This window comes from Streptomyces purpurascens, assembly GCF_045040895.1.
GTDB classification, from domain to species: domain Bacteria; phylum Actinomycetota; class Actinomycetes; order Streptomycetales; family Streptomycetaceae; genus Streptomyces; species Streptomyces purpurascens.
Genome location: NZ_CP108341.1, coordinates 1,179,485 through 1,195,172, shown reverse-complemented (window position 1 = coordinate 1,195,172; position 15,688 = coordinate 1,179,485). Strand labels below are relative to the sequence as shown.

Here is a 15,688-nt window from a genome sequence, read left to right as displayed (position 1 = left end):
TGATTCGCGTTCGTAGGGTGAAGCCGTGAAGACGATTCCTTCGGACGTCGACGTGGTGCTGCCCTGCCTGAACGAGGCCGAGGCCCTGCCCTGGGTCCTCGAACGGATCCCGCCGGGCTGGCGCGCACTCGTCGTCGACAACGGTTCCACCGACGGCTCGGCCCAGGTCGCCCGCGCGTTCGGCGCGACCGTCGTACGCGAGCCGCACCGGGGCTTCGGCGCGGCCTGCCACGCCGGGCTGACCGCCGCCACCGCCGACGTCGTGTGCTTCTGCGACTGCGACGCCTCCCTCGACCCGTCGCTCCTCATCCCCTTCGTGCGCCGAGTGCGCGAAGGCGAGGCCGACCTCGTGCTCGGCAGGCGGCGCCCGCAGGGCCGGGGCGCCTGGCCCGCGCACGCCCGGGCCGGCAACCTCGCGCTCGCGCGGATGCTGCGCCGCCGCACCGGGCTGCGGCTGCGTGACCTCGGCCCCCTGCGCGCCGCCCGCCGCGAGCCGCTGCTCGCCCTCGACCTCACCGACCGGCGCAGCGGCTATCCGCTCCAGATGGTGGTCCGCGCGGCCGATGCCGGCTGGCGGATCGCCGAGTACGACGTGCCGTATCTGCCGCGCACCGGGGCCTCGAAGGTGACGGGCACGTGGCGCGGCACCTGGCACGCCGTACGGGACATGAGTCGCGTCCTGGCCGAAGTGCCGGGCGGGGCCCCGGCCGTCGAGAGGGACGCACGGTGACCACACTCCTCGTCATCGCCAAGGAGCCGCGACCCGGTCGGGTCAAGACGCGGCTCACCCCGCCGTTCACACCCCGGGAGGCCGCGTCCCTCGCCGAGGCGTCCCTCGCCGACACCCTGGACGCGGTCGTGGCGACCCCGGCCGACCGCAGGCTCCTCGTCCTCGACGGGCAGCCCGGCCCCTGGCTGCCGGCCGGCTTCGAGGTCGTACGGCAGTGCGCGGGAGGACTGGACGAGCGGCTGGCGGACGCCTTCGCGCGGTGTACCGGACCGGCCCTGCTCATCGGAATGGACACGCCCCAGGTGACGCCCGGGCTGCTCACCGTCGACTTCGGCGAGGGCGACGCCTGGTTCGGCCCGGCGGAGGACGGCGGTTTCTGGGCACTGGGGCTGGCGGAACCCGATCCCGCCCTGCTGCGCGGCGTCCCGATGTCCACACCGGTGACCGGCGCCGTCCAACGCGAGCGGCTCGTCCTGGCCGGGCTGCGGGTACGGGACCTGCCCCGGCTGCGGGACGTCGACACCGCCGCCGACGCCGAGGCGGTCGCCGCGCTCGCCCCGCACGGCCGGTTCGCCGCGCGGCTGGCCCGGTACGCGCCGGCCGTTCCCCGATGAGCACCGCGCCCGCCACCGCCCTCGCCTGGGCGGCCGCCGACCCCTACGCCGCTGCCCTGCGCGCCGGTCGCGGGCCTCTGTTCCTGCGCCGCTGCGACGGCTGGCTGCTGCCGCTGGAGGTGGAACGCTGGTGTGCCCGGGCCGACGCCGTCGACCGGGACGTGCTGGACCGGTGCGAGGGGGCCGTGCTGGACGTGGGGTGCGGGCCCGGGCGGCTGGTCGCGGAGCTCGCCGCCCGGGGCCGGGTCGTCCTCGGCATCGACGTCAGCGAGGCCGCCGTGGACCAGACGGTGCGGCTCGGCGGTCAGGCGCTGCGGCGTTCGGTGTTCGAGCCGCTGCCCGGCGAGGGCCGCTGGGACACCGTCCTGCTCATGGACGGCAACATCGGCATCGGCGGCGACCCGCGTGCCCTGCTGGACCGGGTGGCCGAACTCCTGCGCCCCGGCGGGCTGCTGATCGCCGAGACCGCCCCGGTGGACATCGACGAACGCGCCCAGGTACGGGTCGTCGACCTCACGGACCCACACGGTGCCGACGACCCCTTCCCCTGGGCCCGGCTCGGCACGCCCGCCCTGCTCCGGTACGCCCGTGACTGGACGCGGGCCGGTCAGTGGACGGCCGGCGGACGGTGCTTCACCGCCCTGCGCTCCCGCAGCAGGCGTATCCCCAGCAGCAGTGCCGAGCCGCCGAAGAGGACGGCGGTGATCAGCAGCCAGCGGGCGAGGAACACGTCCGCGGGCAGGCCGGTGGCGGATCGGTAGCGCCGCTCCACCATGCCGCCGATCAGCGGGAACCACACGAGAAGCAGGAGAGCGGAGAGGGCGGCCGGTACGCGCACGTACATCGTCCATTCCCGGCGGCGGACCGCGCCGAGCCCTCGTACGACCGCCCGGTCCAGGGCCGCGTACAACGGCAGCAGCACCAGGTCGTGCAGCAGTGCCGCGCCCACGAACCACAGCGCCACGCCGAACCAGTCGTCCGCGAGCAGCCGCACCCCCGCGTAGGCGGCGAGCGCGAACGAGCAGGCGAGCAGGAGAAGGTGGAAGGGGCTTCCGAGCGGGATCTGCGGCCGTCGCATCACAGGTCTCCGAACGTCATCCGGGCCACCCACTTGGTGTTGAGCACACCGGGCGCCGCGGGCACGATGATCCGCGCCGGGTGGCCGTGGTCGGGGGACAGGTCCTCGCCGTTGACGTACAGGGCGAGCAGGGAGCGCGCGTCGGCCACCTGGTTGGCGCGCAGGGCGGCCTCGCGGAAGGCGCCGCGTGCCTGAAGGGACTCGACGAACACGTCCGGGGGGTCGTCGTCGTACCCGACGAGCGCCGCGAGGTCGCGCAGCCGCACCCCGCGCCACCACTGGTCCGACGTCGACCAGCCCTCCACACAGGCGATGGGCAACGCGGAGCTGTGCAGGGAGAGTCCGGCGAGCTGGGCACGGCTGAGGCGGATGGTGCCGGTCCGCCCCGTCACGACGAGCCGCCACGCGTCCTCGCCCGTCTCGGCCGCGTCGATCCCGGCGTACGCGGCGGTCTTGTTGATCTGGAACCCGTTCGGGCCGCTGCCGGGTTCGCCGCCGCCGTGAGGTGCGAGGAGGGCGGTGCGCCGCAGCGGACCGTCGGCGTTCTGCCCGGCCGTCGTCGCGAACAGCAGCAGCGAGCCGCCCCCGACGAACCACAGGGCACCCCGCCGGGAGACGGTCGGCTCGGCGGGGCGCGGAGTCACCAGGTCGTTCTTCTCTTCTCGGAGGTGCCGCAGATTGCGCACAGCCGTGGGCATCTTCAGCAGGGCGTGGGCGACGAAGGCGGCGAAGAACACCCATGCTCCGTAGAAGTGCAGCGGGTAGAAGGAACCGGGGAAGACGTAGTCGAGCTGCACGTTGAGCACACCGGTCACGAACTCGAACAGCGCGCCGCCCACCAGGAGCAGCAGCGAGATCCGCTCCAGGGCGTGCGCGAGCGAGCGGGCCGGCGGCAGCGCGAACAGCCTCGGCACCACGGACCAGAGCTTGGCCAGCAGCACGGGGATCAGGGTGATGCCGAGGGTGACGTGGACGCCCTGGTTGAGCCGGTACAGCCAGTGCGGGTGCGTCGGCCAGGCGAAGAGGTAGAAGCCGAGGATCCCCTTGTCCGGGGTCTGGTCGTTCACCGGCGACAGGCCCGGGTTGTAGGCGGCGTACGAGACGAGTCCCGTCACGAACAGCACGGTGATGCCGGCGAGCAGGACGAGGCCCAGCACCGAGGTGAACCAGGGGCCGCGCAGGGGGCTGCGCCAGAAGCCCGGTGAGGAAGGAAGCCGTGGGTCGTCTCGCATGTCCCGACGTTAGGCCCGGACCACCCCGGGAAACGGTGCGCGACCCATGACGAAACGCTGACGTCCGGCCCGGACAGCGGCATGTGCCCACCCCGTCGACCTAGCGTTCCGACTGTGAACCGCTCCCTCCGCCGTGACCTGTACGCCGCCGGGGCCGCCGCGCTGCTCGTGACGGCGGCCGTACTGATCGGCCGCCGCATCCAGGGCACCAGCCGCACGCTGTTCGTCGACTGGCCCCCGCTACTGGCGTCCTGGGGCCCGCATACGGGCCCGGGCACTCCCGCGGCCCTGGTGGTCGCGATCGCCACCGTGGCCCACGGCCCCGCTCTCGGGGCCCGCCTCCCTTGGCGGACCCTGCTTCCCCTGGCCTGGGGTACGGCCATGGCGTGGATCTGCTCCCTGGCCCTGATCGACGGCTGGCACCGGGGCATCGCGCACAGGCTCACCACCCGGCACGAGTACCTCCAGGTCATCGATCGTTTCGACGACATCCCGGCGGCGTTGCGGGACTTCACCCACCACATCCTTCTCGACTCCCCCGACAACTGGCCCGCCCATGTCGCCGGTCACCCGCCCGCGGCCACGCTCACCTTCGTCCTGCTGGACCGGATCGGGCTGCGGGGCGGCGGCTGGGCGGGCATGTGGTGCGTCACCGCCGGGGCGACGGCCTGCGTCGCCGTGCTGGTCACGATCCGTGTCCTGGCCGGCGAGGCGCTCGCCCGCAGGGCGGCGCCCTACCTCGTCCTGGCACCGGCCGCCGTGTGGACGGGCACTTCGGCCGACGCGTACTTCGCGGCGGTCTCCGCGTGGGCGGTGGCGCTGCTGGCGCTGGCGGTCACGAGACGGTCGCTCCGGTGGGCGGGGGCGTCGGGTCTGCTGTTCGGACTGACCTGCTACCTGTCGTACGGCCTCACACTCGTCGCGCTGATCGCGGCGGCGGTACTGGCGCTCGGCCGGCACGGGATCCGGGAGCGCCCCGCCCTGCTGGTGCCGCTGCTCGCCGGACTGGCCGTCGTTCCCACCGCGTTCACGCTCGCCGGGTTCGACTGGTGGGAGGCGTACCACCTGCTGGTCACGCGCTACCACCAGGGCGCGGGCGGCATCCGGCCCTATGGCTACTGGGTATGGGCCAACCTGGCCTGCACGGTGCTCATCACGGGCCTGGCGACCGCGGCGGGCCTGCGCCGGACGGGTGCGGTGCTGCTCCACCGCCGCACCGACACCCCCGACCGGGCCGCCGAGACCCGCCTCGCGCTCCTCGTGGCCGCCGCGTTGCTCGCCCTGCTGGTCGCCGACCTGTCCGGGATGAGCAAGGCGGAGACGGAACGCATCTGGCTGCCCTTCGCTGTGTGGCTCCTCCCGGCGTGCGCGTTCCTGCCCCGCCCCCGCGCCTGGCTCACCGCCCAGGCGCTGCTCGCGCTGCTGCTCAACCATCTGCTGTCCACCGGGTGGTGACCGCGTACGCCGTCGTTTGCGACGACGTGGCCGCCGGGCCGCCGTGCGGGTCAGGCCGCTGTCCTGAGCGGCGCATCCGCCCGGGCCGGCTGCCGGACGACGTGGCGGCGGCGGGTCGGCAGGCCGAGCATCGGATTGGCGACGCCCCAGGCCGCGCCCTTGCAGATCAGTTCCTTGTAGGCGGCGGCGAGCCGGCCCGTCAGGGCCGCCCGGACGGCGCGGTCGTCGGCGGTGACGTACTGGATCAGGCCTTCCTTGCGGCCCAGCGAGATGCACTGATTGAAGTAGCGGATCGACGCGCTCGGGAGCTTCCCGCCGGTCAGGCGGGCCGCGATGGCGTCGGCGGCCTGCCACGCCATGGGGGTGCCGGAGGCGCACGACATCCGCAGCGGCTTGTCGCCGGGGCCCATGGCCAGGGCCGCGTCGCCGATGGCGTACACGTCCGGGTGCGAGACCGAGCGCATCGTTCCGTCGACCAGGATCTGGCCGGTGTCGGTGACGTCCAGGGTGGTGGCCCGCGCGAGCGGGTGGACGGCGAAGCCGGTGGTCCACACGGTGGCCGCGGCGGGGATCGTCCCGCCGTCGGCGGTGGTGACGCGGTCGGCCTCGACGCCGGTGACGGAGGCGTGCTCGTGGACGGTGATGCCGAGCTTGTCGCAGACCTTCCGCAGGTGCCGGCGGCCCTTGGCCGAGAGCCAGTCGCCGAGTTCGCCGCGGGCGGCGAGGGCGACGTCGAGGTCCGGGCGGGCCTCGGCGATCTCGGTCGCGGCCTCCAGGCCGGTGAGTCCGCCGCCGACGACGACCACGGACTCTCCGGCGTCCAGGCGGGCCAGGCGCTCGCGCAACCGCAGTGCGCCGGGGCGGCCGGCGATCTGGTGGGCGTGCTCGGCGACGCCGGGGACGCCCTGGTCGTTCCAGCCGCTGCCGAGGGCGTACACGAGGGTGTCGTACGCCAGTTCCTCGGTCTCCGGCTCCCCGGGGCCGCTCGCGTCGACCACGGCGACGGTCTTGCGGTCGACGTCGACGCCGGTGACCTTCGCGAGCTTCAGTGTGACGCCGGTGCCCGCGAACATCTCGCTGAAGGGCCGGGGCCTGAGGTCCTGGCCGGCCGCGAGCTGGTGCATCCGGACCCGCTCGATGAAGTCGGGCTCGGCGTTGACGAGGGTGATGGCGACGTCTTCACGGTGCAGCCGCCTGGCGAGGCGGCCGGCGGCGATGGCTCCGGTGTAGCCGGCTCCGAGGACGACGATGCGGTGCTGCATTTCGGGCTCCTGTCGTGAGCGGGACTCGCCCCTTGAACCGGGCGGCCCGCCGTTTCCTGACAGGAACGCGATGTGAAGCACGTCACATGGGGTCGGCTGGGTCAGAAGACCCTGAGCAGGGGATCGCCGTGGTCGGTGGCCGCCCACCGTCTGGTCGCGCGTTCGAGCTTGTCGGGGTTGACCTGGTTGCGGAACGCGGCGATGCCGTCGGGGGCGACCTCCAGGCACATGATGCCGATGACCCGGCCGTCGAGGACCACCACGAGTGCGGGGTCGCCGTTGGCGGTCGTGGCGTAGACGTCGGGTGAGCCGCCGACCAGGTCGCGCTTGGCCTTACCGGGCTTGAACAGGCCCCGCATGAACTTCGCGACGGCGAGGGCACCCTCGAACGCCCGGGCGCGGGCCGGGACCTTCCCGCCGCCGTCGCCGACCGCGATGGCGTCCTGGGTGAGCAGCCGCACGAGCGGCTCGGTCCGGCCGCTGGTGGCGGCCGCGAGGAACTCGTCGACGATCCGCCGGGCGGCGGCCTCGTCGACCTCGGTGCGGGCCTTGCCGTCGGCGACGTGCTTCTTGGCGCGGTGGAGGATCTGCTGGGCGGCGGCCTCGGTGATGTCGAGGATCTCGGCGATCTCCCGGTGCGGGTAGGCGAACGCCTCCCGCAGGACGTACACCGCCCGCTCGTTGGGGGAGAGGCGCTCCAGCAGGGCGAGGACCGCGTACGAGACCGATTCGCGCTGTTCGGCTGTGTCGGCCGGGCCGAGCATGGGGTCCCCGGCGAGCACCGGCTCGGGGAGCCACTGGCCCACGTAGGTCTCGCGCCGCGCTCGGGCCGAGGTGAGCTGGTTGAGGCACAGATTGGTGAGCACCTTCGTCAGCCAGGCCTCGGGGACCTCGATGCGGTCGACGACGGCGGCCTGCCAGCGCAGGAAGGTCTCCTGCACGGCGTCCTCGGCCTCGCTCGCGGAACCGAGCAGACGGTAGGCGATGGCCTCCAGGCGGGGCCTCGCTGCCTCGAACCGGTCCACGTCGTTCATGGTCAGGGCCATGACGGGATCTTAGCCCGCGCGCGGCTGCTGAGGGACGGAAGCGAAGCGCCGCCGCTACCCGTGCAGTTCGCGATAGGCGGCGACCGCCCCCGGATGCAGGGGGACGGCGCCCGTGGAGATCAGGCTGCGGGCGTCGAGGAACTGCGTGCCGAGGGCCGGGGCCGGGACGAGGCGGGTGGCCCGGCGGACCAGGACGTGGGTGAGGGCGGCGGCGACGGGGGCGGGGAGGTCGGGACGGCAGAGCAGGAGGTTGGCGACGCCGATGGTGGGGACTTCGGGGGTCTTCCGGTACGCCCCGGCCGGCACCGACACCGCCTCCAGACCCGATCCGGCCGGGCCGAGGCCGGCGCGCAGCCTGGGCAGCAGGCCGGACAGGGGCAGCAGGCGGATACCGGGCTGCGTGTCGAGCCCGGAGAGCACGGGAAGCGGTACGCCCCCGGCGACCAGCAGGGCGTCGATCGTTCCGGCCCGCATCGCACGGGCCGCCTGCGGCATCAGCAGATGCCTGACCTGGACGTCGGTGCCGGGGGTCAGGCCCGCGGCACGCAGCAGACGGTCACCGAGCACCGCACCGCCGGACGCGGCCGCGCCCAAGGAGACGGTGCGGCCCGCCAGGTCGGTCACCGTGTGGATGGGAGCGTCGGAGCGCACGGCCAGTTGCACGTAGTTCTCGTAGACCCGGCCGATCGCGCGCAGCGGGACGCGGCGGTCGAACGGTGCGGTGCCGCCGTACGCCGCCCACGCGATGTCCGACAGGGCCGGTGCCACGTCGGCCCGCCGGGCCTGGAGCATCCGCACGTTGTCCACGCTGCCCTCGCTGTTGACCACCTCGCAGGACAGCCGCGGGTAGGCGGCCGTGACCTGGGCGGCGAGCAGTCGGCCGAAGGCCGTGTAGAAGCCGTCGGTCTCGCCGGTCGCGATGCGCAGATCTCCCTGCGGGCCGCGGTCCGCGCGCCGTGTGTCGGCCGCCGCGGAGCCCGCGAGCAGGCCGGTGCCCGCCGCGGCGAGCGCGGCGCGCAGGGCGGTGCGGCGGGCCATGGGGAGGGCGGGGCCGGTCATGCCGTGTGCCCCTTCGGGAGTACGACCCGGACGCGCAGGCCGTGCGGTTCGGCCGCCGTGAACTCGACGTGTCCGGCGTGACCGGCCACCAGCCGCTCGGCGATCGCCAGACCGAGGCCGCTGCCGCGCACCTCGCGGTGCCGTTCCGAGCGCCAGAAGCGGGTGCCCGCCCGGGGGAGTTCGCCGGTCGCGAGGCCCGGCCCGTCGTCCCGTACCTCGAGCACGGCGTCCGGGCCCTCGGTGAGGCAGCGCGTCTCCACACGCGCGCCGCTCCCCGCGTACTTGATCGCGTTGTCGAAGAGGACGTCGGCCACTTGGGCCAGCTCCCCCTCCGGGCAGGCCATGAGGACGGCGGGGCCGGGGACGAACTCCAGGTGGACTCCGGCCTGTTCGGCCACCGGCTGCCACAGCCGGGCCTGGGCCGCGGTAACGGCCGTCGCGTCGCAGCACGACTCCCGCGCCTCCGTGACGGCCAGTTCGCCGGCGCGGTGCTCGGCGTTCGCCAGGGTGAGCAGGTCGTCGAGGAGATGCTCCATGCGTTCCAGTTCGGCCGTCACCCCGGTGTAGGTGCGGGTCGCGGAGGTGCGCAGGTGGGGCTGGAGCGAGTCGATGCGCAGCCGCAGGGCGGCCAGGGGGTTGCGCAGCTGGTGCGAGGTGTCGGCGACGAGCCGGCGCTGCTGTTCCAGCGCGGTGGTGACCCCGTCGGCCATGCGGTTGAAGCCGGTGGCCAGCTGGCGCAGCTCCGGCGGGCCGCCGGCCCGCGCGTGCTCGGGCGGCAGCCCGGCGGCCAGGGTGCCGACCGCGCGGTCCAGGCGGTGCAGCGGCCGCACCACCCATCGCGTGGCCCGGCGGGCGAGTAGCACACAGGCCACGGCGAACAGACCGGACCCGGCCAGGACGAGCGCCCAGCGCAGGGCGATGTCGTCCGCGGCGACCCGCACCGAGGCCCGCAGCACCACGGCGCCGGACACCCTGGTGCCGGTGCCCACGGGACGGGCGAGCAGCCGGTCGGCCCGGGACCAGGGCCGCAGCGTCCCACCGGGGGAGACGGGCTGGTTGCGCAGCGCCGCGTCGACGAGCCGGGCGACGGCCGGGTCGGCGGCGCGCAGGCCGCCCGTCTGCACCACCGGGGCGCGGCGGGCGTCGACGACCACGACGGCCTCGCCGTACAGCTCGGTGTAGCGCCGCACGTCGGCGGTGAGCGCGCCGGTGTCGTCGCTCTCGGCGGCCTGCTCGGCCAGCCCGGCGAATCGGTCGAGGTCGGCGGTGCGCGCCGCGACGAGCTGCTGGGTGCGCTGCGCCGAGGTGACGGCCAGCAGCGGGACGGCGAAGCCGGCCACGGCGAGGACCACGAAGGCCAGGACCACGGTGAGGACACGGGTGCGCATGAACAGGGCCTGCCGTGAGAACCGGCTCAGTCGCCGAAGCGGTAGCCGAAGCCGCGGATGGTGGTCAGCACCTCGGGGCGGCCGAGCTTGGCCCGCACCTGGGTGAGGTGCACGTCGAGCGAGCGGGACACGGCGAGGAAGGCGTCGCCCCACACCTCGTCCATCAGCTGCTGCCGGCTGACCGCCGTGCCAGCCCGGGCCGCCAGCGCGGCGAGCACCTCGAACTCCTTGGTGGTCAACCGCACCTCCACGCCGCCGACCAGCACCCGGCGGGCGTCCAGATCGACCTCGACGTCCCCGGCACGCACCGTGCGGGGCGCCGGAGCCGAGGGCGTCGCGGCCCGCCGGGCGACCGCGTCGATGCGGGCCAGCAGCTCGGCCAGCCGGACCGGCTTGACCAGGTAGTCGTCGGCACCCAGTCGCAGGCCGCGCACCACCGACCGTTCGTCGCCCCGCGCGGTCAGCACCACCACGGGCAGGGGGCTGACCGCGCGCAGCTTGCGCAGCACCTCCAGGCCGTCCAGGTCGGGCAGGCCGAGGTCGAGCAGCAGCAGGTCCGCCTGCCGGTGGCGGGCGAGGACGTCCTCGCCGCGCTTCACCCTGGCCGGCGCGTGGCCGTTGTCGTACAGGGCCTCGGTCAGCGCGCCCGCCACACCGTCGTCGTCCTCGGCCAGCAGCACCCGCACGACTGCCTCCTTTCCCGCCTCGTCAGTCGCGAGACCGGGAATCGTCCTCGTCCAGTGGCGACGCGTCGGAGGTCTCGCGCATCCGAATGTAGACGAGCAGCGAGATCAGGACACAGGCGGTCACGTAGTAGAAGTACCAGTTCTCGTGTCCGGCCTTCTTGAACCAGAGGGCGATGTACTCGGCGGTACCGCCGAACACGGCCACGGTCAGTGCGTACGGCAGGCCGACGCCGAGCGCCCGGATCGAGGTCGGGAACAGCTCGGCCTTCACCACCGCGCTGATCGAGGTGTACAGGGAGCTGACGGCCAGCGGCCCGACCATGAGCAGGAACGCGTACACGGGGTCGCTGGTGTGCGACAGCAGGGTCAGCGAGGGCACCACGACGACGGTGCCCAGCACGCCGAACGCGATCAGCAGGGGACGCCGCCCCACCCGGTCGGAGAGCAGGCCCATGACCGGCTGGAGCAGGACGAACACGAGCAGTGCGAAGAAGTTGATCCAGGCAGCCGTCGGCTTGGCGATGCCGCTGGTGTTGACCATGAACTTCTGCAGGTAGGTCGTGTACGTGTAGAAGAACAGCGTGCCGCCCATGGTCAGCCCCACGACGACCAGGCACTGGCGCGGGTAGGACAGCAGCAGCCGCAGGCTGCCGCGGGCCGGGCCGCCCTCCTCCTTCTCGCCTTCCGACGCGGCGCGCTCGAAGCTCTCGGACTCGTCCATGCCGCGCCGCAGCCACAGCACGATCACCGCCCCGGCGGCGCCGACGACGAACGCGACCCGCCAGCCCCAGGAATCCATCTGCGCGGGGCTGAGCACCTGCTGCAGGACGATCTGCAGGCCGAGCGCCGTCAGCTGGCCGGCGATGAGGGTGACGTACTGGAAGCTCGAGTAGTAGCCGCGGCGGCCGGGCGTGGCCACCTCGGACATATAGGTGGCGGAGGTCGAGTACTCACCTCCCACCGAGAGCCCCTGCAGCAGCCGCGCGGTGACCAGGAGGATCGGCGCGGCGACCCCGATCGAGCCGTACGACGGGGTCAGCGCGACGATCAGCGAACCGGCCGCCATCAGCGTCACCGACAGCGTCAGCGCGGCGCGGCGGCCACGGCGGTCGGCGTAGCGGCCCAGCACCCAGCCGCCGATCGGCCGCATCAGGAAGCCGACGGCGAACACCGCGGCGGTGTTCAGCAGCTGAGCGGTCTGGTCGCCGGAGGGGAAGAAGACGGACGCGAAGTAGACGCTGAACGCGGTGTACGCGTACCAGTCGTACCACTCGATCAGGTTGCCGATCGATCCGCGCACGATATTGCTGACGACCCTGCGTTCGTCGCGGCGCGGTTTCCGCGCACGCTCGGCGGTGGTCTGTGTGGCCATCGGAACTCCCTTGTCTGCGGCCCGGAAGCACACAGAGTCGACGGCGTGAACAGGGCCGTTCAATGTCGGGAGCCAAGTCCTTACAGTCCCTTAGGGCTTCCCGGCCGCTGAGGCCGGGACGTCTGCCGTCAGGAGCCGCACGGTACCTCGCCAGATGGTGACCACAGATGAATACTCAATTATCCTGGTTTGCACTCAATGCCGTGTATAGCGATCAGGGTCCGGTGCTGCTTTGGGCAGGATGGCGCGATGAGGCAACCGGGAACCACCGGGGACGAGCCGGTGGCGGAGCCGGTGCAGGCCGACGGAGAGGCGGCAACGGCCAGAGCGGTCGTGGACGCACACGGCAGGCTGACCGGGTGGAGCGAAGGCGCACGGCGGCTGCTGGGGTACCGGGAGCCGGAGGTCACGGGCCGTTCCGCGACCGTGCTGCTCGCCGACGAGCCGCCCGTCGACACGCTGCGGTCCCTCGCGGGACTACGCCGGTGGAACGGCGCGGTGACCCTCCGCCACCGGGATGGCCGCCTCGTCCGGGTGAGTCTGCTGGCCCACCGCCGTGAGCGGGGCTCCTCCGGCGACGGCCACGGCCATGAGTGGCTTCTCGTCTCGCCGGTCGCCCGCTCCCGCACGGAGCTCGACGAGGACAGCCTGCTCGGGTGGTCACTCACCCAGTCCCCCTGCACCACGGCGCTCTACGACACGCGGCTGCGGCTGCTGCGGGCCAACGCGGACATGGAACGCGTGATGGGCCTGACCGAAGCCGAGATGCGCGGGCTACGGGTGTCGGAGATCGTCCTCGACGCGGAGAGCGACCGCACCGAACACCTGATGCGGCGGGTCCTGGAGACCGGCGAACGAGAGCACCTGCGGTCCGCCCTGCAACTGACCGGCGATCGGTGGGAGAGCCTGTGGTCGGTGACCCTGGCGCCCGTGCACGACCCCGACGGCATGGTGCAGGGCGTCCTCCTGTCCGCCCACAACACGACCGCGGAGCATGTGGCCCGGCAGCGCCTCGCCCTGGTCGCCGAGGCCGGGGTCCGTATCGGCACCACCCTCGACCTGACCCAGACCGCTCAGGAGCTGGCCGACGTCGCCGTCGGGCAGCTGGCGGACTTCGTCACCGTGGACCTGCTCCCCGACATCGAGGACGACCAGGAACTGCGCGCCATGACCCTGCCCAGTCCGGTCATGCTGCGCCGGGTGGCCAACCAGTCGGTGCTTCCGGGCTGCCCCGAAGCCGTGGTGGAGCTGGGTACGGTCGCCGTCTACCCGAACGTGTCACCGGCGGCCGAGGTCCTCGCCTCGGGACAACCCCTGATCCATGAGGTGACCCCGACCGGGGTGGCCAGGTGGGAGAGCCAGGCCCCGGATCGGGCGGAACGGGTACGGCGCTTCGGCTTCCACTCGGTCCTGGCGGTTCCGATGCGGGCCCGCGGCATCACGCTCGGCGTGGCCACCTTCACCCGGCACCGGAGTCCGGAACCCTTCACGGAGGACGACCTGCTCCTGGGCCAGGAGATCACCGCCCGGGCCGCTCTGAGCATCGACAACGCCCGTCGCTACACCCGGGAGCGCACCACCGCGCTGACCCTGCAGAGCAGCCTGCTGCCGCAGGGACATCCCCGGCAGCCCGCGGTCGAGACCGCCTCGCGCTATCTGCCGGCCAGCGCGCAGGCCGGTGTGGGAGGCGACTGGTTCGACGTCATCCCGCTCTCCGGCGCCCGGGTGGCCCTTGTCGTCGGCGACGTCGTGGGTCACGGGATCCAGGCCTCGGCCTCCATGGGGCGGCTGCGCGCGACCGTGCGCACCCTGGCAGACGTCGACCTCCCGCCCGACGAGCTCATGACGCACCTGGACGATCTGGTGGACCGGCTGTCGGCCGAGGGCGAGGACGCACCCGGCAGCGTCGCCGACATCGGCGCCACCTGTCTCTACGCCGTCTACGACCCGGTCAGCCGACGCTGCTGCGTGGCACGCGCGGGCCATCCCGCGCCGGCGCTGCTCATCCCCGGCAGCGAACCGTTTCTGCTGGATCTTCCCGCCGGACCCCCACTGGGGCTGGGCGGTCTGCCGTTCGAGTCGACCGAGATCGAGCTGCCCGAAGGCAGCCTGCTCGCGCTGTACACCGACGGTCTCGTCGAGACGCGTGGGCGCGACATCGACCAGGGGGTCGACGACCTGCTCAAGACGCTGGCCCGAGCGGGATCCTCGTTGGAGAGCACCTGCGACGAGGTGCTGCAGGCCCTGCTCCCGGACCGCGCGGCCGACGACGTGGCGCTGCTGCTGGCCCGGACGAAGGCCCTGGACTCCGGCCATGTGGCCACCTGGGACGTACTGCCGGAACCGTCCGAGGTCGCCCGGATCCGGCGCAGCGTCATACGGCAGATGCAGCAGTGGAACCTGGAAGAGGACGCGTTCGTCACCGAACTCGTGGTCAGCGAACTGATCACCAACGCCATCCGCTACGGCGAGCCGCCCATCCAACTGCGCCTGATCCTGGACCGCAACCTGATCTGCGAGGTGTCCGACTCCAGCAGCACCGCACCACACCTCCGCCGCGCCCTCACCTACGACGAAGGCGGACGCGGCCTGCTCCTGGTCGCTCAGCTCAGCCGGAGGTGGGGCACCCGCCACGCACGCCGCGGGAAGACCATCTGGGCGGAACAGGCCCTGTCGACCGGCGAATCCGGGCCGGCCGCGATGTGACCGGGGTGTGGCGGGGGCGTCGGACAAGCCAACCGCGTCCCACCGGGCTGGGGGCCCACATAGGGTGTGACCAGGACCGCTAGTTGGCACTAGGCAACTTTCGTGACCTGCGCTGATGCCAACTAGGTTCTGCCACTGGAAGTAGGGAATCAGAGAGATAGTTGGCACTTTGGTACATCGCAGGTCAGGGGGTGTTTCGCTGGGATCACGGGGCCAGCCTCATCTCGCGGGCGAAGGTCCCTGTGTGGTCCGACGGAGTCAGGTCCCGATGCAGCTTCTCTGCTGATGATCTGTACGGTGATGCATCCAGAGCACCGTGGGCACCCAGATCAACGGCGCCCCTCACGCCGGAACCTCGCTGGTGCAGTCGATGGCGTTCGCCACGGCCGCCCGGCTCCACGACCGCCACAGCCTGCCCGTGGAGGTCCGGTTCTCGGCACTGGACAACGCGCCGCACGAGCTGGTCACCGACCCAAGCTCGGGGAACCGCTACCAGCGGGCCTACGCCCAGGCCCTCGGCACCGACGGCATCGCCCGCCTGGTCGGCACCCTCTACCAACCCCTGTTCGACGCCCTCTCCGAGCGGCTGGCCGTGCCATACGGCGTGGAGAACTACCGCAGCAGCAGGCGACCGCCCTGTTCCGGGAGACGTGGCTGCGGGTGCTGCCGCGTCTGGACGCTGCAAGCCTCTGGCTGGCTCCCTCCACGGGAGTGCCGCACCTGCGGGTGCCCTGCCCGCATTCCTGCGGGTGGGCGGAGAAAGTGGCCACCGGCCGCAAGACCCGGGAAGTCCGGGTGAAGTACCCGAAGTTCGACGGCCTGGCCGCCGGTGACCTGATCCGGTTCGCGGCGAAGGGCACCGACCGGTCATGCATGACGCGGGTGACACGCGTTGCCGAGTACGCCTCGTTCGAGGAACTCCTGGACGCCGAAGGGCCCTCCCAGGTGAACCCCGAAGCGCCCCGTGAGGAGCAACTGGCCAACATCCGGCGCATCTACCCGCCGGACAAGGAACGGCTGGGGTGCCTGGCCATCGGTATCGAACTGGTCGACTGACCCC

Annotated in this window: 14 protein-coding genes; 7 read left to right on the top strand and 7 right to left on the bottom strand. The window is 72.8% G+C overall.

Translation table 11 applies throughout. The annotated features are described in order from the left end of the window. Positions 1 to 25: 25 nt before the first annotated feature. The 3 genes from OHU35_RS05405 to OHU35_RS05395 are packed head-to-tail and all read left to right on the top strand — an operon-like array spanning position 26 to position 2,105. Positions 26 to 730 (top strand): glycosyltransferase family 2 protein, encoded by a 705-nt coding sequence (locus tag OHU35_RS05405; RefSeq protein WP_189724254.1) that lies wholly within the window; start codon positions 26 to 28, stop codon positions 728 to 730. After that, complete coding sequence (locus tag OHU35_RS05400) at positions 727 to 1,344, top strand: DUF2064 domain-containing protein (protein WP_359895223.1); 618 nt, start codon at positions 727 to 729, stop codon at positions 1,342 to 1,344. The genes OHU35_RS05405 and OHU35_RS05400 overlap by 4 nt, the downstream gene beginning before the upstream one ends. Further along, positions 1,341 to 2,105 (top strand): class I SAM-dependent methyltransferase, encoded by a 765-nt coding sequence (locus OHU35_RS05395; protein ID WP_405504883.1) that lies wholly within the window; start codon positions 1,341 to 1,343, stop codon positions 2,103 to 2,105. Before OHU35_RS05400 ends, OHU35_RS05395 begins: the two co-directional genes overlap by 4 nt. A gap of 316 nt (positions 2,106 to 2,421) precedes the next feature. Here OHU35_RS05395 and OHU35_RS05390 read toward each other — a convergent pair whose 3' ends face one another. Next, entirely contained in the window at positions 2,422 to 3,654 is a 1,233-nt protein-coding gene (locus tag OHU35_RS05390) for a molybdopterin-dependent oxidoreductase (RefSeq protein WP_405504881.1), read from the bottom strand. Between the two features lie 81 nt (positions 3,655 to 3,735). Here OHU35_RS05390 and OHU35_RS05385 point away from each other — a divergent pair, with 81 nt between their 5' ends. Further along, positions 3,736 to 5,109, top strand: a complete 1,374-nt coding sequence (locus tag OHU35_RS05385) for a hypothetical protein (protein ID WP_405504880.1) — start codon at positions 3,736 to 3,738, stop codon at positions 5,107 to 5,109. A gap of 50 nt (positions 5,110 to 5,159) precedes the next feature. On the opposite strand, the gene OHU35_RS05380 is transcribed toward OHU35_RS05385, so the two are convergent. The 6 genes from OHU35_RS05380 to OHU35_RS05355 form a co-directional block, all read right to left on the bottom strand. Then, positions 5,160 to 6,371 (bottom strand): NAD(P)/FAD-dependent oxidoreductase, encoded by a 1,212-nt coding sequence (locus OHU35_RS05380; protein WP_405504878.1) that lies wholly within the window; start codon positions 6,369 to 6,371, stop codon positions 5,160 to 5,162. A 101-nt stretch (positions 6,372 to 6,472) separates the two neighbouring features. After that, complete coding sequence (gene sigJ / locus OHU35_RS05375; RefSeq protein WP_189724248.1) at positions 6,473 to 7,417, bottom strand: RNA polymerase sigma factor SigJ; 945 nt, start codon at positions 7,415 to 7,417, stop codon at positions 6,473 to 6,475. 54 nt (positions 7,418 to 7,471) lie between these two features. Beyond that, positions 7,472 to 8,476 (bottom strand): TAXI family TRAP transporter solute-binding subunit, encoded by a 1,005-nt coding sequence (locus tag OHU35_RS05370; RefSeq protein WP_189724247.1) that lies wholly within the window; start codon positions 8,474 to 8,476, stop codon positions 7,472 to 7,474. Beyond that, complete coding sequence (locus tag OHU35_RS05365) at positions 8,473 to 9,864, bottom strand: HAMP domain-containing sensor histidine kinase (RefSeq protein ID WP_233878629.1); 1,392 nt, start codon at positions 9,862 to 9,864, stop codon at positions 8,473 to 8,475. Before OHU35_RS05365 ends, OHU35_RS05370 begins: the two co-directional genes overlap by 4 nt. A 26-nt stretch (positions 9,865 to 9,890) precedes the next feature. Further along, positions 9,891 to 10,550, bottom strand: a complete 660-nt coding sequence (locus tag OHU35_RS05360; RefSeq protein WP_189724245.1) for a response regulator transcription factor — start codon at positions 10,548 to 10,550, stop codon at positions 9,891 to 9,893. Between the two features lie 22 nt (positions 10,551 to 10,572). After that, a complete protein-coding gene (locus OHU35_RS05355; RefSeq protein WP_189724244.1) occupies positions 10,573 to 11,922 on the bottom strand; it encodes an MFS transporter in 1,350 nt (449 codons plus the stop codon). A gap of 249 nt (positions 11,923 to 12,171) precedes the next feature. Here OHU35_RS05355 and OHU35_RS05350 point away from each other — a divergent pair, with 249 nt between their 5' ends. From OHU35_RS05350 to OHU35_RS05340, 3 genes are all read left to right on the top strand, one after another. Then, complete coding sequence (locus OHU35_RS05350) at positions 12,172 to 14,628, top strand: SpoIIE family protein phosphatase (protein ID WP_189724243.1); 2,457 nt, start codon at positions 12,172 to 12,174, stop codon at positions 14,626 to 14,628. 316 nt (positions 14,629 to 14,944) lie between these two features. Next, positions 14,945 to 15,427 carry a hypothetical protein gene (locus tag OHU35_RS05345; RefSeq protein ID WP_267943538.1) on the top strand — a complete coding sequence of 161 codons (483 nt, stop codon included), beginning with the start codon at positions 14,945 to 14,947 and terminating at the stop codon, positions 15,425 to 15,427. Continuing rightward, positions 15,424 to 15,684 carry an RNA-binding protein gene (locus tag OHU35_RS05340; RefSeq protein ID WP_308400957.1) on the top strand — a complete coding sequence of 87 codons (261 nt, stop codon included), beginning with the start codon at positions 15,424 to 15,426 and terminating at the stop codon, positions 15,682 to 15,684. The genes OHU35_RS05345 and OHU35_RS05340 overlap by 4 nt, the downstream gene beginning before the upstream one ends. Positions 15,685 to 15,688 lie beyond the last annotated feature (4 nt).